The organism is Pseudobutyrivibrio sp. YE44 (assembly GCF_900104335.1).
Classification (GTDB): domain Bacteria; phylum Bacillota; class Clostridia; order Lachnospirales; family Lachnospiraceae; genus Pseudobutyrivibrio.
Genome location: NZ_FMXT01000009.1, coordinates 44240 through 70192, shown reverse-complemented (window position 1 = coordinate 70192; position 25953 = coordinate 44240). Strand labels below are relative to the sequence as shown.

21 protein-coding genes are annotated in these 25953 nt (G+C 34.4%); 17 read left to right on the top strand and 4 right to left on the bottom strand.

Annotated features, from left to right (window positions below; translation table 11 throughout):
• The first annotated feature begins 3 nt into the window (after positions 1-3).
• From BLR54_RS11705 to BLR54_RS11645, 13 genes are all read left to right on the top strand, one after another.
• Entirely contained in the window at positions 4-1176 is a 1173-nt protein-coding gene (locus BLR54_RS11705) for a radical SAM protein (protein WP_090421298.1), read from the top strand.
• Between the two features lie 15 nt (positions 1177-1191).
• Entirely contained in the window at positions 1192-2259 is a 1068-nt protein-coding gene (locus BLR54_RS11700) for a polysaccharide pyruvyl transferase family protein (protein WP_090421297.1), read from the top strand.
• 24 nt (positions 2260-2283) lie between these two features.
• Positions 2284-3336, top strand: a complete 1053-nt coding sequence (locus tag BLR54_RS11695; protein WP_090421295.1) for a glycosyltransferase family 4 protein — start codon at positions 2284-2286, stop codon at positions 3334-3336.
• 23 nt (positions 3337-3359) lie between these two features.
• A complete protein-coding gene (locus BLR54_RS11690; RefSeq protein WP_176761938.1) occupies positions 3360-4394 on the top strand; it encodes a glycosyltransferase family 2 protein in 1035 nt (344 codons plus the stop codon).
• An 11-nt stretch (positions 4395-4405) separates the two neighbouring features.
• Positions 4406-5575 (top strand): O-antigen ligase family protein, encoded by a 1170-nt coding sequence (locus BLR54_RS11685; RefSeq protein ID WP_090421291.1) that lies wholly within the window; start codon positions 4406-4408, stop codon positions 5573-5575.
• Entirely contained in the window at positions 5562-6353 is a 792-nt protein-coding gene (locus tag BLR54_RS11680) for a LicD family protein (RefSeq protein WP_090421289.1), read from the top strand. The genes BLR54_RS11685 and BLR54_RS11680 overlap by 14 nt, the downstream gene beginning before the upstream one ends.
• A 20-nt stretch (positions 6354-6373) precedes the next feature.
• Positions 6374-7105, top strand: coding sequence for an IspD/TarI family cytidylyltransferase (locus BLR54_RS11675; RefSeq protein WP_242871243.1), 732 nt, complete (start codon positions 6374-6376; stop codon positions 7103-7105).
• A 21-nt stretch (positions 7106-7126) separates the two neighbouring features.
• Positions 7127-8191 carry an NAD-dependent epimerase/dehydratase family protein gene (locus BLR54_RS11670; RefSeq protein ID WP_242871242.1) on the top strand — a complete coding sequence of 355 codons (1065 nt, stop codon included), beginning with the start codon at positions 7127-7129 and terminating at the stop codon, positions 8189-8191.
• Positions 8192-8193: 2 nt separating this feature from the next.
• Entirely contained in the window at positions 8194-9339 is a 1146-nt protein-coding gene (locus BLR54_RS11665; protein WP_090421286.1) for a polysaccharide pyruvyl transferase family protein, read from the top strand.
• A gap of 1 nt (position 9340) precedes the next feature.
• Entirely contained in the window at positions 9341-10858 is a 1518-nt protein-coding gene (locus BLR54_RS11660; RefSeq protein ID WP_090421284.1) for a lipopolysaccharide biosynthesis protein, read from the top strand.
• A gap of 104 nt (positions 10859-10962) precedes the next feature.
• The gene (locus BLR54_RS11655; protein WP_090421282.1) at positions 10963-12135 is read left to right on the top strand and encodes a Coenzyme F420 hydrogenase/dehydrogenase, beta subunit C-terminal domain; all 1173 of its coding nucleotides are present in this window, start codon (positions 10963-10965) and stop codon (positions 12133-12135) included.
• Positions 12136-12148: 13 nt separating this feature from the next.
• Complete coding sequence (locus BLR54_RS11650) at positions 12149-13219, top strand: SGNH/GDSL hydrolase family protein (protein ID WP_090421280.1); 1071 nt, start codon at positions 12149-12151, stop codon at positions 13217-13219.
• A 227-nt stretch (positions 13220-13446) separates the two neighbouring features.
• Complete coding sequence (locus tag BLR54_RS11645; protein WP_090421279.1) at positions 13447-14466, top strand: acyltransferase family protein; 1020 nt, start codon at positions 13447-13449, stop codon at positions 14464-14466.
• A gap of 56 nt (positions 14467-14522) precedes the next feature.
• On the opposite strand, the gene BLR54_RS11640 is transcribed toward BLR54_RS11645, so the two are convergent.
• From BLR54_RS11640 to BLR54_RS11625, 4 genes are all read right to left on the bottom strand, one after another.
• Entirely contained in the window at positions 14523-16343 is a 1821-nt protein-coding gene (locus tag BLR54_RS11640; protein WP_090421277.1) for a hypothetical protein, read from the bottom strand.
• Between the two features lie 56 nt (positions 16344-16399).
• Positions 16400-18001 carry a hypothetical protein gene (locus BLR54_RS11635; RefSeq protein ID WP_090421275.1) on the bottom strand — a complete coding sequence of 534 codons (1602 nt, stop codon included), beginning with the start codon at positions 17999-18001 and terminating at the stop codon, positions 16400-16402.
• Between the two features lie 250 nt (positions 18002-18251).
• A complete protein-coding gene (locus BLR54_RS11630) occupies positions 18252-20366 on the bottom strand; it encodes a hypothetical protein (protein ID WP_090421273.1) in 2115 nt (704 codons plus the stop codon).
• A gap of 351 nt (positions 20367-20717) precedes the next feature.
• Positions 20718-21692, bottom strand: coding sequence for a hypothetical protein (locus BLR54_RS11625; RefSeq protein ID WP_143008440.1), 975 nt, complete (start codon positions 21690-21692; stop codon positions 20718-20720).
• 674 nt (positions 21693-22366) lie between these two features.
• On the opposite strand from BLR54_RS11625, the gene BLR54_RS11620 reads away from it, so the two are divergent.
• Genes BLR54_RS11620 through BLR54_RS11605 form a run of 4 tightly spaced genes read left to right on the top strand, consistent with a single transcriptional unit; the run spans position 22367 to position 25948 of the window.
• The gene (locus BLR54_RS11620) at positions 22367-23083 is read left to right on the top strand and encodes a Wzz/FepE/Etk N-terminal domain-containing protein (RefSeq protein WP_090421269.1); all 717 of its coding nucleotides are present in this window, start codon (positions 22367-22369) and stop codon (positions 23081-23083) included.
• An 11-nt stretch (positions 23084-23094) separates the two neighbouring features.
• Complete coding sequence (locus BLR54_RS11615; RefSeq protein WP_090421267.1) at positions 23095-23799, top strand: CpsD/CapB family tyrosine-protein kinase; 705 nt, start codon at positions 23095-23097, stop codon at positions 23797-23799.
• Positions 23800-23808: 9 nt separating this feature from the next.
• On the top strand, positions 23809-24789 hold the full coding sequence (locus BLR54_RS11610) for a COG1361 family protein (protein ID WP_090421265.1): 981 nt from the start codon (positions 23809-23811) through the stop codon (positions 24787-24789).
• A 28-nt stretch (positions 24790-24817) separates the two neighbouring features.
• Complete coding sequence (locus BLR54_RS11605) at positions 24818-25948, top strand: glycosyltransferase family 4 protein (protein ID WP_090421263.1); 1131 nt, start codon at positions 24818-24820, stop codon at positions 25946-25948.
• The last annotated feature ends 5 nt before the right edge of the window (positions 25949-25953 follow it).

Here is a 25953-nt window from a genome sequence, read left to right as displayed (position 1 = left end):
CTAATGGCTGAGAAGAAATTAAACGGTACTGTAATTGTAACATACAGATGTAATGCACGTTGTTCAATGTGTAACAGATATAAGGCTCCATCAAAGCCTGAGGAAGAGATCTCAATTGAGACAATCAAGAAGCTTCCTAAGATGTACTTCACAAACATCACAGGTGGTGAGCCTTTCATCAGAACAGATATCAAGGATATCGTTCGTGAGCTTTATAAGAAGTCAGATCGTATCGTTATCTCTACAAACGGTTTCTTTACAGATCGTATTGTAGATTTATGTAAGGAATTCCCACAGATTGGTATTCGTATTTCAATCGAGGGTCTTGAGCAGACAAACAACGAGATTCGTGGTCTTGAGAATGGTTTCCAGAGAGGATATCAGACACTTAAGAAGCTTCGCGAGATGGGTATGACAGACGTTGGATTTGGTATGACAGTTCAGGATAAGAACGCTCCTGACCTTGTACCTCTTTACAAGCTTTCAGATGAGATGGGTATGGAGTTCGCTACAGCATCTCTTCACAACAGCTTCTATTTCGTAGAGGCAAAGAACATTATCAAGGATCGTCCAATGGTTGCTCAGAACTTCGAGAACCTTGTTAACGAGCTTCTTGCAAGCAAGAGCCCTAAGAAGTGGTTCAGAGCATACTTCAACCACGGACTTATCAACTACATCTATGGACAGAAGAGACTTCTTCCATGTGATATGTCATTTGATACATTCTTCATCGATCCTTACGGTGATGTAATGCCATGTAATGGTACAAAGGATAAAGAGGTTATGGGTAACCTTAACAACCAGTCTTGGGATGAGCTTTGGAATTCTCCAGAGGCTGAGGCAGTTCGTTCAAAGGTTAGATGTTGTGACCGTGATTGCTGGATGATTGGTTCAGTTTCACCTGCAATGCACAAGTACATCTGGGTACCACTTTGGTGGGTAATCCGTCACAAGGCTAAGTTCTGGACAAAGAAGAAGTACAGCATGTATGAGAACAAGATCGTTCGTGACCTTCGCGATGGTAAGGTTTCAAAGGAGGATCTTGATAAGTGCAGTACATGTGATATGTGTGCAACAGTTAACAATGGTCTTTCAGCAGCTTCTATGGAGCAGCTTAAGGATAAGACTGGTGAAGAAATTGTAGATGCTGATATCGCAGCACAGTTAGGCAAGTAGTAACGAGGACAGACAATGAAGATAGGAATATTAACATTCCATAGAGCAGTAAATTATGGTGCAGTTCTTCAGGCATATGCGTTGAACAAATCCATAAGAGATATGGGACATGACTGCGATATAGTTGATTATAAGTGTGAGAAAATCGAAAGCGTTGTTTCTCCATTCGCAGGATTTACTAACGGAGATAATTGGATAAAGTCATTTATCCAATTAATCTTCCGTGTTAGAAAGAATAAAGCATTTAACTCATTTATTAAAAAGTATATTTCACTTTCATCAAAGGAATATACACCAAAGGATATTAAGCAGGCTGATGATGTTTATGATTGCTTCTTTTCAGGAAGTGACCAGGTATGGAATTATGCTTGTACTGATGGCGATGAGGCTTATTTCTTGGATTTCGTAAAAGATTCAAAGAAGAAAAATTCTTATGCCGCAAGCTTTGGTTTTGAGAAACGTCCTGATTATGACAAGTTCGATTATGAAGAATTGTTAAATGATTTTAACGGTATTTCAGTTCGTGAGGAAAGCGGTAAGAACTTAGTTAAGTCATTCTCGGGAAAAGATTCAGAAGTAGTAGTTGACCCAACTCTTTTATTAAGTAAAGAGGAATGGGAAAAGGTTGTTGGTAAGCGACCAATTGCTGAAGATTATATTTTTGTATATTACATTAGAGAGCCTAAGGATTTATTAGACTATGCTAATAAATTATCAGAGGCAACAGGTTGTAAAGTTATCAATGCTAAGAAGAGTGTTGAGTTCTTTAAGAATTGTTCACCAGCGGATTTCTTAGCTTGGATTTATTACTCTAAGTACTTTGTAACTAATTCATTCCATGGCACAGTTTTCTCTATCTTATTTAAGAAGAAATTTGCTATTGAATTAGATAATGGTAAGAGTGTTAATAACCGCTCTAAAGAGTTGCTTGAGTTAGTGGGTATTACAGGTAGAGACTTAGATATGAACAACATTATGTCTGTAGACAATGAGATTGATTATACTGTTGCAGACAAAACTTTAAATGAGCAGAAAAAAGAGGCGCTTGACTTTATTAAAGACTGTATAAATAAAGCGATGTAATCAGAACGAGGATTTTGAAGGATTATGAAAAAAATACTTTATATCACTAATATAGAAGTTCCATATAAAGTCAAGTTCTTTAATCAATTAGCTGAAAAATCAGATCTTACTGTTTTGTATGAACGTCAAAAATCTGGTAATAGAAATGAAGCTTGGTCTAAGAGTATTGATACAAAGTATCAAAAGGCTTATTTAGATGGTATTAATTATAAGAATGAGAATTCCATTTCTCTCGGAATAATTAAGTATATAAATAAAGGTTTTGATGAAATAATTATTAGCTGTTTCAATAGTCCAAGCCAGCTTCTGGCTATTTTGTACATGCGTATGAAGGGCATCAAATATACACTTAGTTTTGACGGTGAGATTTTTATTGGTGATACAGGAATGAAGAATAAAATCAAAAGATTCTTTATTAATGGGGCTGATAAATATCTTGCGGCCGGAGAGGCTTCTGCTGAACATATTAAAAAGATAGTTGGAGAAGCAGAGGTTATACCATATTATTTTAGCTCATACAACGAAAACGAATTGGCAGCAAATGAAAACTTGCAGCAAACTCGTGAAAAATACGTTTTAGTTATAGGTCAGTATTTTGATTATAAGGGATTGGATATTGCAGTTCAGATTGCAAAAAAGGATTCCAATATTCACTATAAATTTGTAGGAATGGGAAAAAGAACAGAAGAATTCTGTAATGATCTTCATATTGATGAAGTTCCAAATGTTGAGGTGATTCCATTCCTTCAAAAAGAAGATTTAAATGAAGAGTATAGAAAAGCTGCAGTACTCCTTTTGCCATCAAGACAGGAGTGCTGGGGACTTGTAATAAATGAAGCTGCTTCATTTGGTACTCCAATCATTTCTACTAATGGAAGTGGTGCAGCGGTTGAGTTCTTAAATGGAGAGTATTCACAATACTTATATGATCCTAATGATGTTGATGGAATTTATGATGGAATTTGTAAGCTATTAGCAGCGGAAAATAGCACATATTCAAGATTCCTCATTAAAAAGGGACATGATTATAGTATTGAAAGAATGTGTGAAGCACACATTAAAGCGTTAGCATTATAGAATTATAAATGGAGGATTTTCGCTTGGAAAAACTAGTTTCGATTATACTTCCTATCTACAATGTTGAAAAATATTTAGATAGATGTATGGAAAGCGTAATCAATCAAACATATAGAAATATTGAAATTATAATGGTTGATGATGGTGCGACTGATTCTTGCCCTCAAAAATGTGAGGAGTGGGCTAAAAAAGATTCCCGAATCAAAGTTGTTCACAAAAAGAATGCAGGCTTGGGTGAGGCAAGAAACACTGGTCTTGAGCACGCTACAGGAGAGTTTGTATTTTTCTTAGATAGTGACGATTTTGTAAGCAAAGATTTGGTGGCACAGTGTATTTCAAAGCAGATTGAAAATGATGCTGATATTGTTTTATATGGTTTCTCTAGAGTAGATGGAAATGGAAATGTTTATAAGAACAATATTCCACAGCCAAGCAAAGTTCTTTATACAGGAAATGAAGTTCGCGAGGATGTTCTTCCAGCATTAATTGCTAGCAAAGGTAAGACAGTTTCAGGTTTATGGATGAGTGCATGGTGTTGCATGTATAGCAAGGCTAAGATTGATTCCATAAATTGGAAGTTTGTATCAGAAAGAGAAATTATAGCAGAAGATGTGTATTCGCTTCTTACTCTATACAGTGTTGTTGATAGAGTTGCTATTGTTACAAAGGCACTTTATTTCTACTGTGATAATGCAGCGTCATTGACTCATGTATTCAGAGAAGATAGAATAGATAAAATTAACCATTTCCTTCGAGAATCACTAAAAAAAGTTGAGCTTTACAAATATGGAGAGTTAATTGAAGAGTGTATTTGTTTCTTATACAGTTCATTCTTGATTGCAGCTCTTAAAATGATAATCAAGGATGATAACATGAACTTCATTACAAAGCGTAAGAAACTATTATCATCTATCTCATCTCCTGAATGTCGTAAAGCACTGAAGTATGGTGGATTCAACTTTAAAAGGTTTGGTAAGAGTGTTCAGTTATTGTTTATGCGTCTTAAGTTTGTTGATGTAGTATATCTTATTCTTAAGATTAGCAGCAGACATGTTTAATAGGAAGTAATATGAAAAAGTACATTAAACCTGATTTTATATATGTAATTGCGATTCTTATGTTTATGGCAATGTTTGTCAACTTGAATTATGTCCCTAATTACAGAAAAATGAGAGATGTAATTTTTGTAATAGTTGGCATATATTTAGTGTTCCAAATTCCTAGGATTGATTTTATAAAGGATAATTGGAAACTATGGGCTTGCATATTGTTAACATCTGCAGTCACTATATACACTTCTTATGTTCAGCGATACGATTATGCTGATTTTAATATTTTAAGTTCTGCTATAGAGTTTAGTATTTCTGTTATAGAAACATTCCTTTTACTAGGAATTATTGGCTCTAGAGGCTTAATAGATAAGATATTAAAGTATTATGAAGTTTTATTAGTTCTGGTAATTGCAGCGAATGATGCATTAGCATTTGCAATTGGACCTCGCGATAAAATATATTTCTTGGGTTCAAAATTCGTAGTCGTATATATACATTTATTGTTTTTGGCCATATATTTATACAATCGTAGAAAGAACAGATTAAAGCTACTCGAAGTATCACTATTTAGTGTATTTATGGTAGTTATAAGTTTAAAGGTTTCTTGTGCAACAGGAATTGTTGGAACAGCAGCATTCTTTATATTTTACTTATTTTTATCAAGATACAAGGTATTATATGAAAATCCGAAGGTTTATACAGTAGTACTTCTGTTATGCGGATCATTTGTTATTACATATAGTTTGTTGTTAAATTCAGGAGTGGTTCAGAAAATAGTAACTGAGCTATTAGGAAGAAGTTTAACTCTTACTGGTAGAGTAGATATTTATATTTGGGTACCGTTTATTTTGCTTCAGAAACTATGGTTCGGATATGGATATGCCTCTACTTATGAAGTGTATATGTTCTTCACTGGATATGCTAATTCACAGAATGGATTGATAGATTGGATATCACAAATTGGAATTGTTGGAACAGCAGGTCTTGTTGGTATTTTTATATATTCAATTGCTTATAACTATAAGACTGAAGAGAATAGAGACAGGGTCTATCCACTAATTTTATTTATTTATGTTTTAACATTTATCAGTACTATTGAAATTTCTTACAACAAGATTTTCATATCAGTAATGGCACTTATTTGGGCATCGGCTCTAGAAAAGAGGAGAATTAATGAGAAAGCTTGAAGATATTAATGAACTACACAATATCCAATTAGAGATGATGGAACAGTTTGACAAACTTTGTAAGGAAGAAGGTCTTACTTATTTCCTTGCTGGTGGTACCTTACTTGGTGCTATTAGACACAAAGGATTTATTCCTTGGGATGACGATGTTGATTTGTCTATGCCTAGACCAGATTACGAGAAATTAATGTCTTTAGGTAAGAATCATCCAGAAAAGTTTGGATTTTTATCTTTAACACAAATAGGAGATGGTACCAATTATCCTTTACCATTTGCGAAAATTGAAAACACTAAGACTGTTATTAAAAAAGGTGACAAGTCTCAGGGTGGTTTATTTATAGATATCTTCCCAATCGATGGATATGGAGACAACAAGGACAATGCCAAGATGCTTATTAGAAAGGCATGTGATAGCGGATGTAGAATTGGTAGAACATTCCTTCCTTGGTCTGAGTTAAAGTTTAAAACAGCTTTATGTAAAGTTCTTTATATACTCAAGGGGAGAGAAAAGATGTATAAGGATCTTATAATGAATCTTCAGAAGAATGATTTTTACAAGTCTGAATATATCGGAAGTACCTTTGGTTTAAGATGCGAGAAGGAAATCATTGAACGTTGGACATTTGAGACAACTATAGAGCTTCCTTTTGAAGGAAAAATGTTTATGGCTCCTAAGGGCTATGATCAGTATTTGACACAGATGTACGGTAACTATATGGAGTTGCCTCCAGTTGAGAAGCGTGTAGCTCCTCATGAGTTTGATGTATACGTAAAATAATTGTATTAAGAGAGGAATAAATGATGAATATTGGATTGATATTTGCCGGTGGTGTAGGTAGTAGAATGCATAGTAAGGAGCGTCCAAAGCAGTTCCTGGACATTTACAACAAACCTATTATCGTTCACACAATCGAATTTTTTGAGAACAACGATGATATTGATGCAGTTGTAGTTGTATGCGTTAAGGAATGGATTGATTTCTTTAATGATTTAGTTTACAAGTATAGACTTAATAAGGTTGTTAAGGTTGTTCCAGGAGGAGCTACTGGTCAGCTTTCAATTTACAATGGTCTTTGTGCTGCTGAAGAAGTTGCAAACGGTGAAAAGTCAGTTGTACTTATTCATGATGGTGTTCGTCCATTAATTAACTCAAAGTTACTTAGTGATAATATCGAAGCAGTTAAGAAGTATGGTTCTTCTATTACTAGCGGTATTGTTAAGGAAACTATTGTTGAGATTGACGACGAAGGAAAAATTCTTCTTGTTCCAGATCGAGCTCATTCAAGAGTTGCTAAGGCTCCACAGAGTTTCTGGCTTGATGAGATTATTGGGTCACACAGAAAAGCTCTTGAAGAGGGGATTGATTCATTTATCGATTCATGTACTATGATGCAGCATTACGGATATGACCTTCACATGATTGATGGCCCATATGAAAACATCAAGATTACAACTCCTGATGATTTCTATACTATGAGAGCCATTCTTCAGGTTAAGGAAGATGCGCAGATTTATGGCTTAGATGACTAGTTGATAATGGAGGTTATAAAAGTGTCTTCAAAAGAGATATTCCAAAAGACAATTAAGGATTATGCTAATTATATCCTTGGAGATAAAAGTGGATACATTGATTTATTAAAGGGTAAAAGAGTGGCTATCACAGGTGCGACTGGTCTTATTGGTAGCAACCTTGTCTTAACACTTATTGAGATTAATAAATCAATGAGTAAGCCTATTGAGATTATCGCTGTTGTTAGAAATAAGGCTAAGGCAGAGGCATTATTCGGAGACAATGTTGAATACTCAATTGGTGATGTGTGCGACGAGATTAGCATTTCAGGTGATGTAGACTATATTATTCATTGTGCTAGCCAGACATCAAGCAAGGCCTTTAAAGATGAGCCTGTTGAGACAATTTATACAGCATTAAAGGGTACAGAGAATATCCTTAATGTGGCAAAGGAAAAGAATGTTAGTGGTATGGTATATCTTTCAACAATGGAAGTATATGGTGCTCCACTTACAGACGAAAAGATTGATGAGTCACACTCAACAGACTTAAATACAATGTCACCTCGTAACTCTTATCCTGAGAGCAAGAGAATGTGTGAATCATTATGTGCATGTTATTGTGCAGAGTATGGTGTGCCTGTAAAGGTGCTTAGATTGACTCAGACTTTTGGCCCAGGTGTAAACTACAATGATGGTAGAGTATTTGCAGAATTTGCTAGATGTGCAATCGAGGCAAAGGATATTGTATTACACACAAAGGGTGAGACTAAGCGTAATTACCTTTATACTGGTGATGCAGTTACAGCTATCCTTACTGCGTTGTTAAAGGGTGAGAATGGCGAGGCATATAATGCAGCTAATGAGGATTCATACTGCAGTATATATGAAATGGCTGAATTAGTTACTAAAATCTCATCACATGATATATCTGTAAATATTGAAATTGAGGACGAATCTAAATTTGGATATGCGCCTGTATTGCATATGAATTTAGATACTTCTAAGTTACAGTCACTTGGATGGAAACCAGTGACAGGTTTATCAGATATGTTTAATCAGCTGATAGATTTTATGACTGCTCAGAAAATAGAGAAAGAGAATTAATCGTGGATAATATTTTACTTGTTGGCTTGATTTATGATTCAAATTTAGGAGATCAAGCAATATATTACAGTACAAAAAAAATGGTTGAAGATATCGTCGGCCCTAATTATGAGATTAGGGCTATCGATTTGTATGGAAGAACAGGTCAACCAAAATCACATAATAAGATTGTAACAAAAATCCTTAATAAGATTCATCCATCAAATCTTACAGCAAATGATATATGCAAAAAAATAGAGGAGCAGCTTCCTTCAATTTGCAAAGATACAAGGGCTATAATTTTTGTTGGAGGGGGATTAATAAAATATAAGCATCAGATAATTGCAGAGCCAATGATTACTGTATTAAATTATGCTGAGAAGCTTAATATACCTGTTATGTTATCAGCAGTTGGCGTAGAAGGCTACGGCGAAAAGGATGCTTTATGTCAGCAGTTAAAGGCTGCAATTAATCAAAAATGTGTACAGGCTATAACTACACGTGACGATTTAGAGTTACTTAAGAGCTCTTATGTTGTTAATGATAATATTGCTGTTGCTCGTGTGGCAGATCCAGCATGCTCAATAAATGGCCTTTATAAAAATAATGGAAAAGTTGCAAAGCGTATAGGTTTGGGAATAGGTCGAAGAGGATTGTTCCAAGACTATGAAAATGCTATATCAGATGAGTATGTTGCTGAATTCTGGGCAAAGTTATATAGCCTGATTAAAGAAAATGGATATGACTGTTATTTCTTTACCAATGGACTTCCAGCGGATGATGCTTTTGCTAGAGCTATCATGAAGCAATATAATATTCCAAGCAACTTGTTGTTAGAAAGACCAAAGACATTAGAGCAGTTGATATCACAGATATCTTCATTTGAAGGAATGGTAGTTACAAGATTACACTCAAGTATCATAGGATATAGTTATGCTGTTCCTTGCATTAGTTTGGTTTGGAATCAGAAACAGGTAATGTTTGGTGAAGCAACAGGATGTAAAGATAACTATTTCGAAAAAGAGTTTGATGCTAAGGCTGTATTTGAAAGATTAGTTCATGAGATTAATCATGGAGAGTCAACTATCAATCGTGATGAATATATTTGCTCTACAAAAACAGCGATTCGCGCTTTCCTTGAAAAAAACAGCTTAGCTCTTGGAGAATAATATGGGATTAAATAGTGAATCAAGAACAAAAAGTGCTGGTAAGAATGCTATTACAGCCATAAGTAATAAGATTGCATTATTAGTACTTACTTTTCTAAGTAGAAAACTTTTTATCGTTTATATTGGTATTCATTACTTAGGTATAAACGGATTATTTAGTAACGTATTAACATTGTTAAGTATGGCAGACCTGGGAATTGGTATTGCCATGAACGTAAGTCTCTACAAGCCAATCGCAGAGAACGATACTCGAAAGATATCAGCCTTATTGAATTATTTTAAGCATATTTACAGGTTGATTGCACTTGGAGTTACGGTTATTGGTGTTGGACTTGTTCCGTTCCTTAAGTACTTAGTAAATATGGATGCGACAATTCCACATCTATATATCTATTACTTGGTATTTGTATTTAAAAACACTGTTTCATATTTGTTAGTTTACAAGTCTTCATTGCTTAGAGCTGATCAGAAGACATACGTTATTAACAGACTTGAGATTGTTGTTAACTTCTCAAAAATTGTATTACAGCTTTTAGTTGTATGGTTATTCAGAAGTTACTTTGTATACATCTTATTGGATGTAGTTGCTATTGCAGTTCAGAATATTATTGTTTCTCTTATCACTGACAAGCAGTATAAGTTCTTGGATAAGACTCAGAAACTTGAAGAAGATGAAAAGAAAAACCTCTTTGGAGATATTTCTTCAGTTTTCTTATACAAGATTGCATGGAGCTTGTTAAATGGAACTGATAACGTTTTAATATCAGTTATTGTAGGTACAATTTTTGTAGGTTTATATTCGAACTATTTTACAATTACAAATACTTTAGAGACATTAATCGCTCTTTTATTTAATTCATTAACTGCTAGTGTTGGTAACTTAGTTGCTACAAGCGGTTCTGAAAAGAGATATTCTACCTTCAGAACAATGCAAATGACCAGTTTCTGGATTTGCGGTAATGTATCTATCGGATTATTATTCCTGATGCAGGAATTCATTGGTATTTGGGTTGGTGCAGAGTATCAGCTTGACAATCTTGCAGTTATTGCCATCGTAATAAACGTTTTCTTCTCTACATGTATGCGTCCTGTATGGACCTTTAGAGAGGGTACAGGAATGTATAAGCAGATTAGATACATCATGTTTGTTACAGCCCTTTTAAACCTTATCTTATCTATTATTTTAGGAAAATTACTAGGAGTTGCAGGAATTCTTTTTGCTACATCTATTTCAAAGATTTCAACTTACTTCTGGTATGAGCCTCAAATCTTATTTAAGAAGGTATTTAACGTAAGTCCATCAAAATACTTTATGGATTACTTATTCAATACTTTTGTTTTATTTATTTGTATTGCATTGTGTTACATTCCAATGTCAAGATTAGATGGAAGTTCTATTGGAATTTGGATTGTTAAAGCAATTATTTGTGTAAGCATAATAAATGTGGTATATTTCCTTAGATACTTTAGAACCGACGAATTTAAGCTCTTAGTGAGCAAGTTTATTAAAGTTAAATAATAGTATTAAAAGGCTTTAAGACTTTACGAATCTTGAAGCCTTTTGTATTATATTGGAATTATTATGTGATATCATCATATTAATAGTTTTAGATAGGAGTCTTTATGGAATTATTAGATGAGAATAAATGTACAGGGTGTACTGCTTGTTATTCGGCATGTCCGGTTCATGCTATAGAAATGAAAGAAACAAAAAAAGGATTTTTTGTTCCTTCTATTGATTCTGATAAATGTATTAATTGCAAGTTATGTCAAAAGACCTGTCCAGAAATGAATATTGAGGGCATAAATTATAATCAACCTCAACATACATATTTAGCAAAGAATGAAGATGCTATTAGAATGAATAGTTCTTCAGGTGGAGTGTTTTTGTCTTTAGCCCAGGAAATTATTAAGCGAGAGGGAACCGTGTATGGTGCTCAGTATAATTCGGCTATAATGGTTGAACATGGACGCGCCAGTGATATCAAAGAAGCAAAGAAATTCTGTGGATCTAAATATATTCAGAGTAATGTTGGCGATGCATTTAGTCACGTTCTTGATGACTTAAAATCAGGCAAGTGGGTTTATTTTTCAGGTACTGCATGTCAGGTATCTGGTTTAATTAACTATTTGACAAAGAAGAATTGCAATATGGATAAATTAATTACTCAAGATTTTATTTGTCATGGTGTAGCAAGTCCTACATTCTTCGCAGATTATAAAAAGGCACTTGAAAGAAAGAATAGGGCAAAAATTGTTAAGTTCAATTTTAGAGGAAAACCATCCCCTCATAAATTGCAGAATATTATAGTTGATTTTGATAATGGCAAAAGGTTCATTTCTGCATCAACTAGCCAAGACTTTTTCTATCATCACTTTTTCAAGAATTTGATAATTAAACCATCTTGTTTTAATTGCAAGTATGCAAATGTAAAGCGTGTTGCAGATATAACATTAGGAGATTGTTATCATCCTATAAATGAAAACATCAATAACGATGGATATGGTATATCATACTTCCAGGTTAATACTGAAAAAGGATTAGAGTTCTTTGGCTCTATTGATACTTCTAATATGGAGCTGATTGAGACAGATTGTAATAAGTATATTCAGCCTAATATGAAAGCTCCATCGGAAAAGAATCCTAATTATGATGCGTTCTGGAATGAGTATGAGACTAATGGTTTTAAAGCAGCTATAAAAAAATATGGTAATGGTAGCATAAAGGATGAAATGAAGAGAATAGCTGCTCAGATTATTTATAAGTTAAAGACAAAGGGACAGGTAAGACAATAAAAGGGGAATAAAAATGATAAATCGTAAGACAAGATGTTGCATAAAGAAAAAATTATTACTAGCGTCTACGATGATTGTAGTATGTGCTGGTGTGTTTGGATCTGACTATGTTTCAGCAAAGGATAGTACCAAAATCACAATAAAGTGTACTGGGGATTCCTTGACTGAAGGCTATGGTATGAAGGATGCACATAAAGCGATATTGGGTGGTTCTAGTTATCCATCTATTTTATATACCTTCTTGAATGAGAATGGCGTAAATGCCGTTGTAGAGAACGCTGGGCATGGTGGGGAGAATACTGCCACCATTATATCAAGATTAGGCGGAGCAACATTATATGCTAACGAAGATTTTGTGTTCGATGGCAAACTGAAATCACAGTCAATTGATAACAAGATAACAGCAGTATTTGATGATAAAACAAAGAAAACTATTTCCTTTAAATATACAAATACTGATGTTAATCCTATCTTGATTAATAATAGACAGTATAAAGCTGTAACAGAAGCTGTACCTGGAAATAAATGGAATACATTTTTGTATAAAGATGCAAGGGATGCTAGCGAAAAAGTAAAAGCAGGTTCGGTTATTAAACTTACAGGAACAAGTAATAATGATTTAAATATCATTTTTGCAGGTTCAAATGACAGTGAAGATATAAATATAGATGATTATGTAGCAATGCTAAAAAATGGAGCTGCAGTAAATGGTAATAAATGTATTATTGTTGGTCCACATCTTAAGATATACGACAGAAAAAACTTTGTGAAAGGAAAAACTTCAGCAGAAAGGAAGAAAAACTATTTAAAAAGGATGCACAAGGAATTTGGAGATAGTTTTATTGATCTTAGTAGCGACTGGTACAGTAGAGCGCTAAAGATTTCCACTGCACGTGGTTATTTTTCGGGGTATAGTGATGCGCAGTTAGCTGTTATACAAAAGAAGCTGGATAAGGGAATTACACCTGCTGAATTTACAGTGAATAACACTGATGGAAATGTACATTTTAATGAAGCGGGGTACACTGTTGTTGCCTATCTTGTATTTGAAAGAATGATTAAGCTTGGTTATATAAGTCTTTAATAATCATTGTTATAATAAATAAAAAGCCTTTTGAAGATGGTTGGTTTTATAAAACTGTCTTCAAAAGGTTTTTTTTGTGGAAAATTGACCAACAAAATAAGAATGAGCAAAAAGATATACAAATATTGTAATGGTATTAGCTAAAGATTTTGTCGCTTATTATATAGAAGGCGAATTTTGTGTTTGTTATAATATTTAGGTGCGTGAATATATGAGGAGAATAATTAATGATTAATACTAAAAGAGTAGAGTGGGTGGATATTATAAAGTATATTTGTATTATGTTTGTAATGCTGTCCCATTTAGAGACTAATACTGAAATAATGAAATCTTTCTATACTCCGTTTTGCTTGACTGGTTTCTTTTTTGTTTCGGGATATGTGTATCGGCAGCCAGAATCATTTGTCGTTCTTTTGAAGAAGAAGTCTAAGGGGTTATTATTACCTTGGTTCATTTTTTCTAATTTAAATATTCTTGCTTCACAAGTAATTTCCTTTAAAGCTAATAGATGTTTAAAAACTGAAGTATTGAAAAACCTGCTCCAGATAAGGGGATATGGAGATGGGTTATGGTTTGTAGCGGCTCTATTTGTTGCCTTTATACCATTTTATTATGTGGTAAAGATTGAGAATAGAAATATTGCTGTTATATTTATATTTATATTGTCTTTTATAAGTAAATTATATGTTGAATTCTTCCCAAAGAATTTCTTCCCATGGGGAAAAGCTGCATTGCCATGGCATTTAGAGTATATATTCCAGGCAATGTTGTGGATGCTTTTAGGATATTATTTCAAGGGTGAGGTTGAGGAGTTTGTTGATTCAAAGAACACACGACTTAATAGATTCATCTTATTATTCGTATATTTAGTGCTTATAGCATTCCTTTCAGAAGAGCTATTAGGTAAAGTAGGCTGGATTGCAGCCTCGTATATTATTAGTTTACTTGGCGTATTACTGTTGATAATGCTTAGTAAAGTATTAAAAACTAACAATTATATTGAATATGTGGGAGCTAACACCCTAATATATTTTGCACTGCATGGCAAATTATATGCGGTTGTACAACGCGTCCTAAAATGTAAGGCTGGAACAATGTATTGTACCTGTTTACATAATATATATTATTCAATTATCATTTCTGTATTGATAACAATACTATTGTCATTAATCCTTATAATCCCATCATTCATTATTAACAGATGGTTTCCTTGGATGGTTGGAAGAAAAGCAGCGAAAAAAGCATAATATGATAAAAGTAAGGCCACCTCATCAATATGAGGTGGCCTTTTGATAATTAATTATTAACGTCCGTCTAATAATTGAATATTATTTGAATTTACAATTCTGTAAGTCTTAGAGCTACTGATACCCTCTAAGCTCTTATTAGAAAGAAGGTTACAATTATTAGCCTTTTCAAAATTAGCAACTGCTTCTTTCAGGGTCAATTTACTATCGATAACTGGTTCGTTGAAATGAATATCTCTATCATTTACACCATAAGCAATAATAATAGAACGATACTGTCCTGTAGAGTTAAGTGAATTAAACTTACAGTTGTTAATGAGTAGTGATGAAGTTTCATTTAATGTTATTCCTGATTTGTCATGATATAAGAAGAATAACGCTACGGCATTCTTATATGGTGTTAAGTTTTGTCCGCTAACATTAAAGGTACAAGCATCGTATTTAATATGGGATGTTCCCCAAAGATTACCCATTTTTGTTAGATACATTGAAGGACTAATAACATTAAATGTTGTACGTTGTACGGAAACGTTGTTAAATGCTCCGTCAACAAAGGCTAGAACATTGTCGTTGTTGCAGTGTTCGTTTGAAATTGTACAATCACTCAAATGAACGTTTGTAGCATTTACAAACCAGAAACATATTGCCTCATCTGCCAAAGTAGTATGTACGTTACAGTTTGAAATATTAATATTATCGACTGTACATAATGAATCCTTTGTGCCAGAGAACCATAAACATCCACCCATCCAATGATCTGTAGTAGAAAGGGTTATACCGGTTCTATTTTCAAATGAAGAATTTGTAATAGTAACGTTCTTAATATACTTAGGTTGCTTGAACCAGAGTAGACTTACTTTTCTATCGATACCTGCATTGTTAATAGCCTCAAACTTACAAGAGTCGATAACTACATGTTGGGTATTGAATAGAGCCATAAGCATAGTATCGTATTTGCCATTGCCCTGTAAGGTTTGACTTGGTTTAATCTCCCAGTGAAGATTTAAACCGTGTAATTCGATTGAAAAGTCGTCTGTTGTATTCTTGGTAGTAATAACGCTAACACCCTTAGAGATGAAGTTATCTGATACTTCAAGAGTGGTATTATTACCGTAATAAGCCATGGAATCAAGCTTAATTTGTTTATCAATATAGTATGTACCAGGATTGAATTGTAATCCGCTTGCTTTGCCTTTAACCATGTTGATAGCAGTATTAATGCTATCAGTAGAAGCTCTTCCTGGGAAAACATTAAATAATGCTACATTTAATGGTTGGCTAGAATCATACATTAAATTAGCATATTTACCATTTAAGAGCTTAATTTCGAATACACCGTCTGCTTTGCCTGTAGGTGTATCAGAAATGGTATATTTAGCTGCACCGCCGTCATTAGCCTTATATAGGCCGTCTGTGGTAGCAATGGTTCCTGCTTCTACATTAGAGAAGGTCATTTGCTCTAAAGTTGTAAAATGTACAGTATTGGTGGTGTCTTCTGCCTCGGCTGAAACAATAGCGCCATAGACTTGAATTTCATCACCAGAAGTTTTTACTGTACTCCATTTGACTTTTAGTGTATCACCTGTAACAGCAGTATAATCTGGAGCAGTTACAATTGCTGCCTTAGTTGCTTTTGCATCATTTGAGATTTCAGCGGATGATTTAAGTAGCCCATCCCCTACACAGGTTAAACTTCCTGAATCAGTGTTTTCTACATAAAACATAGCCTCGATATATGACGCAGAAAGAGGAGTGTTGGGATCGTCTATTATTATGCTGCTACGCTTTGCAATTAATATGCAAAAACATGCAAAGCAGCATAATGCAAGAACAGATAAAAGCCTTTTTCGTTTTGTTAAGAATAATTTTATGTCCATGCATCTTTCCTCCTCGTGCAATTTTTTAGATTAAGAATATGGTTAAATCTTATACATTAGAATTTGAATAGCTTCTTGAAGAAACTCATCATCTGGTTGAAGACAGTAGGCTGTTGCTGTTCTTCTGTCTTAGTATTAGATTTATCATTATTTTGATTCTTGGTTGAATCTTTATTGGACTTTGTGTCTTCTTCTTTTGTTGGTGTGGTAGTAGCTTTTTCTTCCGCTACCTTATTTTCTTCTTTAGAAGGAGCGCTAGATGACTCTGCTGGGGCAGGTGTTGCTGGCTCTTCTATAGTAGTATTTGGTGTTGTACCTAGATTAGGTGTTTCCACTGGAACTTCCTCTACAACAGGAGATTCATCTTCTGAAACAGTAGTTGTAGTTTCTGCAGGTGCTTCTTCCTCTGTTGTAGTAGGTTCTGGGTTTGTCAAATTAGAAGGCTCCTGTGAAGGTGCCTTTGACTCTCTAATTATCGGTGATTCATCAACTGCTTTATCTGCCACAGGTTTTGTATCTACAGGTGACTCCTTCGCAGGATCTGATACCACAGTTTCACCACCTAGAGGAACCTCTAAATCGGAAGAATCACCGATTAATTCCTCTACAGGAGGTGCTTCTTCAAATACTTCGCCTTCACCTCGGAGTTGAATAGAGCTATCCTGATATTCTGCAGGTAGATTATCTGATTCAATAGAATAATGAATAGATTCACCTGTTGTACTTCTAATATATAAAGAGCGTACAGAGTAATTTCCTGATACTAGGTCTTTAGACACATCAGGACTAGCATACCAGCTGTTGTCAGAGGTGTAAACAAAATTTTTTGTTAAATGATCAAAATATTTACCTTGTGCTAAACCTACATTAATAAATTTGCTTTCACTGTAATTGGCAAAACAAATCTGCGCGTATGCTATATCAAATTCCTCAGAGGAGATATTTAAGCAAATAACAGGATTTGATTCACCTATTACACAGTTACGATTACTGATTGAAATCCCTACTGAAGGTTTAAAGGATTCCTCCTGTTCCTCAGGTCTTTCGTATCCACAAAGAATACACTTACCATTTTCATCAAAGGAACATTCTTCGATTACATTGTATGTACATTCTTCTTCAACGATTTCATCGTCATCATTCTTTGTTATAACAGTAGCAGAGCAGGTTACAGTATGAGTACCGTCCCCATTACTGGTATATACAAATACATGTTCATGTTCTGGTATTTCTTCTTCGTCCTGTTCTTTTTCTAACTCTTCTAGTTTTTCTTTTTCTAGTAACTCTTTTTCTTCATCGGTTAGTTCCTTCTCTTCAGAAGGATCATCTATGTGTTCATCTTGAGATGCATTTTTGTCATCGTCATTTTCCGGATTTTGTATGCCATTATTCTCATCAATATTCAATTGATTATCAGGTGAAGGATTGTCCGCACTTTGTCCCTCACCTGCTCCGCTTACTTCTGTCGGAGCCTCTGCTGCTGGCGCTTCTTGAGCAGGAGCTTCAGGGGCGGATGATTCGGTGCTAGTATCACCAGAATCTTCTGCCGAGGAAGTGTCGCTGGCGGGAGTTGTAGATTGTGATTCTTCAGCTGCATATGCACTTACAGGATATGCAAGTAATATGGCGGCTAAAAGAAGGGAGAGAACTTTTTTCATATAATACAACAGCTCCTTTCATGGTAAATTTGTCACCTTAAAAAAAGTGTAGGTAATGAGTATGTATAAACTGTGTAGTATTTGAAAAAAGTCGCTGAAAAAGTTATATAAAATAAGTTATCTTGAAAATATACCCCCTTTTGTAGCTGACGTGGTAAAAAGGACATTTGAGATAAACGTTACCTTTTTTAACATAATAAAAAGGACCACATTATAGTGGTCCTTTCAGATAGCTTTTGTAATCTTAATACTAGTAAATATTGTGTAACTTAATATTACTTGAATTAATTAACTTATATGGAACAAATGAATTAGCCTTAATGCTTTTTGCATAGTATAAATAACAGTTTGTAGTCTTTTCAAAGTTAGCTACAGATTCTTTTAGCTTTACGTTCTTGCTGATTGTTGGATTCTTTATATATACTTCTTTATTGCTAGTTCCATGAGTAGTAACAATTGAACGGTATTGTCCTACTTTGGTGTTTTGGTTGAATTTACAACTATCTAAGTAAATTGAAGACTTATCTTTTATGGATGTACCGCTCTTATCATGGTAAATGTAGAAAATTGCAACAGCGTTACTGTAAGGTTTCAGATTATCGCAGTTTATATTGACTGTACATCCAGTAAATTTCATATGTGATGCACCCCAAAGGTTACCCATTTTACTAACATGGAGTGCAGGACCATTAACATTATAAGTTACATTATTAAAATTGACTTTGGTAAAAATACCATCCATAAAGCCAACTACATTATCACTTGAACAGTAAGTGTTTGTTATTGTACCGCCTGAAACAGTAACATTGCTGGCTTTAACGAACCAAAAGCTTAATGCTTCATCTGATAGTGTAGAAGTTATATTGCAGTTGGTAATATTGACATTATCAACTGGAATTAATGCTTTACTAGTACCAGAGAACCATACACATCCTCCAATTAAGTGCTGTGAAGCAGGGAGGCTGTTTCCTGAATTATTTATAAATGATGAATTTTTAAGAGTTACATTCTTTATGTATTTTGGTTGTTTGAACCAAAGTACAGTTGCTTTCTTATTAACGCCAGAGGAATTATCAATAGTAAAGTTACAGTTATTTATGACAAAATGCTTTGTATTATAAACAATCATAAACACAGTATCACTACCGGAATTACCAAGGAATTGCTGCGCACCTGTTATAGACCAATGGAAATTAATATCATGTATCTCTATTGAAAAATCGTCTGTAGTATTTTGGGTTGAAAAGATACCAAAACCTTTGGTTGAATAGTTGCTTGCAACTTCAAACTTAGTATTATTTCCATAATAATTCAATGAAGCTAACATTACAGGCTTGTCTATATAATATGTACCTGAATTGAATTTGATACCTATGACTTTCCCTTTGACAATATTAATAAATTGGTTAATCTTATCGGATACAGCATTGTTAGGTGTAATGTTATATAAACTTACATTGATTGGAGTGTTGTAGTCATAAACCAAATTTGCATAATTGCCATTAGCTAGCTTCAAGCAAAAAACTCCATCAACTTTTGAACTTTCAGTAGAGGTTATTTTATATTTTGCGGCACCACCATCACCATCAGCTCTGAAGCCTTTTGTTGAAGCTGTAGCTCCTGCTTCAAGATCTGCATTAATTAAATCTTGTAAGCTATTGAAAGTCTTAGCGGAAGATGTATTTGAAGCAGATTTTGTATTTGCCTTAGCCTTAGTCTTAGGTACAGCTAAAAGTGATTGTGATAGTAAACGCTCTTTGTTAGCTAGTTTTCTGTCGTTTGCATTATCAGAGCTGTATAAGGAATATAGTTCTTCATCCTTTTCGTTATCCTCATCATTAGTATCTGTATCGGACTGGTCTTGTTCATCTTCATTTTCATCAGTGGTATTTGAATCTTCAGTAGAAGATTGATCATCTTTGTTGGTCTCATTATTTTTCTGAGTATCAGAATCAGCCTGCTTATCAGTGGCATTATCATTTTTTGAATTAGTTGAAGATTCTTTTGTATCGCTGTTGCTTGAATTAGTATCTTCCTTAGTCGAATCTTTAGAGGAATTCTCTGAGGAATCAGGTGTGGCTGTCTGTGCCTTCTGAGTATCATCTTCAGCGGAATCAGAAGTCTCTTTAGCATCTGTATTTTCCTCTGATTCTGAAACTTCAGATTTTTCAGCTTCGGGCTCAGTTTTACAGATTTCATTATAAATAACACGTGTCTCACTCGAAGCAACCTGTTCATCTGAAGCAACCTGTTCATTTGAAAAATATGGTGATAAAAAATGATAGGCTGAGAAAAGTAAAGCCATGGATACAACAAAGAATAATGTAATAATTACTCCTTTAGAAAATAATTTTTTTACGTTCAAAAATAATACCTCCCTATATAGTTATAAAATATAATGTCTTAAAAGCTAGTTTATGATTTACATAGAGCTGGTAAATCTAGGCGTATCGCTACTTTAATACACACCTGTGTATTAAGGCACTACGTCCTAAATATATTACAGAAATGTTACGCAAAAAGCAACGGGTATTATTCTATATTTTATTTTTTATTGGATTGCACAAAATCTTAACCATAAAATCGGAATTTTAGTGAAATATTATGGTGCATAATATGCACCATATATTTAATGATGTTTTAGGGGCAAAAAAAGATTTTTTGAGAATAGAAAAAGCCTCATCTTCTTAAAGATGAGACTTATTTGTAGTGGCTTTTAGCCGTTTTGTTTTCTAAGTGATATTTCTATTAAAATGAAAGCAAATAAAAACGTGTACATATTCGCTGTACTTAATGTAGATAACAAGTAGCTGAAAACTGAAAGCTGTAAAAATCTACTATTTTTTGATGTGGCTATCATGAAAATAAATAAGGAAATCATTGCTAATATTCCAATGAAGCCTTCATCACAGAATGTTTCAACAAATCCTAAATCGTATGAGTATACTACATGCCATTCGTCTTTCCAGTAATATTGAACATCACCTCTGACTTGAGCACCTGAGCCTAATCCAAAGATAGGATTGATTCTTGCAGTGTAGGTGAGGCCTGATAGTTGGCGGGTCCTTGATATTGAGCCTGTTGGATTAACGCCGAATCCATTAACATCATCAGGGGCATCTTTGTCCAAGTCAAAATCAAAACCTACTTCATTTAATACTGCTTTGCAGGAACCTGAATAAAAGTAACGAAGATTATCGTTTATTAAACTGCAAGCAATCACTACTAATAATAATGAACAAATAACAGCTAATGCATTTTTGCAAAATAGGAGTTTTCGTTCTTTTCCTTTTACAACATATAAAAAATAGGCGATAATAACAGCTGTTGTAAAGAATACATCAGATCTAGAACCGGAATGTATCATAGCTAATATATCAAGACCAGCTATAACCAAAAAACGCTTATGTCTTGTGATTTCATACAAGTAGAAAATCGCTGGTAGCATAAGGATGCACATATTTCCGTAGAAACCTGGAAGACCTAATGTGGTTGTGGCACGTAATAAGCCCAATCTAACATAGTGGTCATTTAACATATATCGCTGGGCGGTGTATAGGGCATCGAAAGGTCTGATTGAGGTGATACTTTCAAATATACCTATTACGAATAATGCTGTTGCTACATATACAACTACTTTTAAAAGAGTAGTAAGCTCTTCTTTTGTAAGAGCAAGCAAATAAATAGCCAATAAGAATAGTAGTTGTTCAAATATGATGAGGAATATGGTTTTGATTGGCTGCCCGTATGTGGTTGCGTAATAGAGGTTGGTAACAATTCTCAGTATGAAATATCCATATAAGAAAAAGTATTCTTTTGGTAGATTTTTTATTGATATTTCTTTAATGTTAATGGAGCGTTTCCTATTAATATAAGCATATATATAAAATAGGATGAACATAATTCTTGCCATTGTAATTACTGGTAGAGAATCGGATATGTGTATCCCATAATAGCTCGGTAGGAACAACATACACGGTATAAATAAATAAAGGTATTTCCTTTTGAAAAAGCAAATACCATTAGCAATCAATAGTGCTAATGTAAATAATCCTAAAAATACAAACATATATAACTCCTATCTGTTCACGGTGGTAACTATACAATAATAATAATTGAAAATCAATAGCACTATATAATAGCACTATACATAAGAAAAGGAGCTCACAAATATGCATAATTACTAAACAATAATTATTATGAAATGTTTCATAAGTATGAAATGTGTATTATTTGTGAAAATAAACAAAAAAATAAATATATGGCTTGTTAAAATTAAAAAAATATCAATATACAATTGTTGACATGGATGATATAATTTAACACATTGCGAAGACTATGATTAAATAGGAAGGATATTTTGAAATGTATAAGAATGAGTTAGAAATTGATGTAGGGCGTTGTTTATTAGCACTGCTAAAAAAGAAAAAGTTTATCTTAATAATCACTGTTTTATTTTTTATAATCGGATTTGGTCTTACAGTAAATGTAGGTGATGATTTATATACTGCAAATGCGACTGTTTATGCTTCGGCAGATGGTTCTTATGCAGATGCAACTAATGCGGTTACAGCCATGAATGCGTATTTGAACGTTGCTAATTCATATAAGGTTAGCCAGAGAGCTGCTCTTATTATTGGACGTAGTGATGTTTCTGCATCAGATGTACAGAGCGCTGTAAATGTTAGCTCTTCTGCAAACAAAACATCATCTTCTTCAGCTATTTCAAACTTTATGAACAGTTCTGCAACTATCATTTCATTTAGTGCAACAACAGTTGATCCTGCACTTTCAATGGAGATGGCAGATGCTATGGCGCAGTCATATGCGATTGAGATGGAAGAGATTCTTAAGAATGATTCCGTTAAAACACTGGATAATGCATACACATATACAAAGACACTTGATGCTTCAAATAGTGCATGGAAGAAGAGATTTATCTACATGGGAATTGGATTTATCTTAGCATGTGGTCTTGTTGTTGTTTGTGAAATCTTTGATAGAAAAGTACGTACAGTCAGAGAAGCTTCTGTTAGAGATGAGATTCCTGTAATCGGACTCATTCCAGACTTTAAGGAATAGGAGGTAATGAAGTGAAAAAGCTAGATATTTACAAGAATGATAATTATATACTTAACGACGCTTTTGACCAGTCAGTAATGAACCTTCATATTCTTAAGAAGCAGAATGGTTATAAGAGCTTTGTTATTTGTGGATGTGAGACAGGTGATGGTACAACAACTGTGGCAATTAACCTTGCAGCAGCACTTGCAAGCTCAGGATGGAAGACAGTTCTTATCGACGGTGATATGAGAAAGAAGAATCGTTATAAGAGATTAAATGAGAATGTTTCTGAAGGTCTTTCAGATTATCTTATGGATAGAGTTACTCTTGAGAATGTAATCTGCGAAACAACTACAGAGAATCTTTCATATATTCCATGTGGTGAGCTTATTGATAATCCTGTTAGATTATTATGTTCTAACAAGATGACAATAGCTAGAAATGAGTTATCAGAGTCATATGATTTCATCATTTATGATATGCCAGCTGTTAACGCTGCAATGGATGCAAAGGTTATCGCAGTAAATGTTGATGCAACAATCCTTGTATCTTCAATTGGAGAGACAACTAAGGTTGGACTTATTGAGGCTGCAAATGCCCTTAAGGAAGTTAAGGCAAATCTCATCGGAACAATTGTAAACAAGGTTGATATGGATCAGTATTCATCATTCCATAAGGATTATGACTACTTCCAGAACGAGCGTTACGCAAAAAAGAATAGGAAGAATGACTAGGAGGCAATAATGAAGAACAGATTATTTATTATCAAGAAAAGTGCAGTTTGCCTCTTAACAGCAGTTTGCGCTTTTACAAATGTTAGTTTAATTGCAAATGCCACAGAGGAGACAGAACCTACAGAGGAAGTAGCTACAGCTACCGAATCTACAGAAGCTACAGAGGCTCCTTCTCCAGTAGCAGAGGCTTCATCATCGGCAATTGTTGAAATTGAGGGATATACAATCGAAGGCGGTATGCTTGATAGTGGAAAGGAGATTACAGTTAAGCTTAATCTTCACAACACTGGTTCAAGCACAGCGGCTACCAGCCTTATGTTAACATTCTCAAGTGCGTCAGGTATGGCTTATCCAACATATGGAAATGATAACCAGATTTATGTTGGCACAATCGGTGCAGGACAGAATAAAGAGGTAGAAGTACCACTTAGCATTAGCTCACAATTTGTTGGTGATGCAATTGATTTAACATGTAAATTCAACTACTTAGCTGGCGGACAGAGCATGAACAACGAAGCGTCACTCATTATTCCAAAGTCTGGCGGAAGTACAATTGGTGTTAAGTCCCTTAGCGTTAGCTCACATGCTATCGTAAATGGTAAGTCATTACTTAGTATTGGATATGTAAACCAGAGCGGTTCAAATATTAGTGATGCTAAGCTTGTTGTTGATGGTAATGTTTCAAGCAGTAGTAAGTCAATTAAGCTTGACACTATTTATTCCGGAAAGAGCTACAATGAAGATTTCTACTTAACATTCAAAGAGTCTGGTGAGCAGGATGTTAGCGTAGCTTTAGTTTATACAGATGTTTCTGGCGAAGAGGTTCACACAGATTTAGGAACATTTGGTGTTAGTGTTAGCAAGGAGACAGAGGCTGAAGCTGAAGATAATGCAGTAATGAATATTCTTGCTATTGTTGGAAAAATTGTTTCACTTGTTGGCGTTGTATTTGTTGGAGCATTATTAGTACTTTACATTAAGAAGAGATAGATTTAGTTGATTTAGGGAGAATTTAGTGATGAAGATAGCAATGATAGGTCACAAAAGAATTCCTTCCAGAGAGGGAGGAATCGAAATCGTTGTTGAAGAGTTGGCATCTAAGATGGTTGAAGAAGGCCATGATGTTTATGTTTATAACAGAAAAGGTCATCATGTTTCCGGTGCTGAAAACGATATAGCAGTCGGTAAGATGTACAAGGGTATACATATCATTACTGTTCCAACTTCAGAAAAGAAGAGTTTGAATGCTACAATCTATTCTGTTCTTGCAACATTGCATGCAGTTTTCCATCACTATGATGTTATACATTTTCATGCATCAGGCCCATGCGCAATGTTATGGCTTCCACATTTATTAGGAATTCATACTGTTGCAACAATCCATGGTATTGATAGTCAAAGAGCTAAGTGGGGTGGCTTTGCCACAAGATATCTTGAGTTTGGCGAGAAATGTGCAGCAAAGTATGCTGATGAATTAATAGTTCTTTCTGAGGGTAATAAGAAGTTCTTTAAGGACAAGTATAATAGAGAAGCCACATTAATTCCTAACGGAATTGGTAAGCCAGAGATTCTTGAGGCTGATGCTATTACAGAGCAGTTCGGATTAAAGAAGGATGAATACATTCTTTTCTTAGCTCGTATAGTGCCTGAAAAAGGACTTCACTACCTAATCAAAGCTTATAAGCAGATTCACACTGATAAGAAGCTTGTTATTGTTGGTGGAACAAGTCACAGTAATGATTATGTTTCAAAGATTAAGAAAGCAGCTAGAGAAGACGAGCGAATCATGTTGCTTGGCTTCCAGCAGGGACAGATTCTTGAAGAGTTATATTCAAATGCTTATCTCTACGTATTACCAAGTGATGTAGAGGGCATGCCAATTTCTCTTCTTGAGGCAATGAGCTATGGTAACTGTTGCCTTGTTAGTGATATTAATGAAACTGCAGGTGTTGTTCAGGATAAGGGAATCACCTTCCAAAAGGGTGACGTAGAAGATTTGAAAAACAAATTAATTCAACTTTTGGATGACAAGCAGGAAGTTAACACATACAAGTCGCAGGCCGCTGAATTCGTTCTCAATAAATATAATTGGGATGATGTTGTAGCTCGTACAATTAAGTTATATAAGGGTGGCATAAAAGCACTATAAAAAAT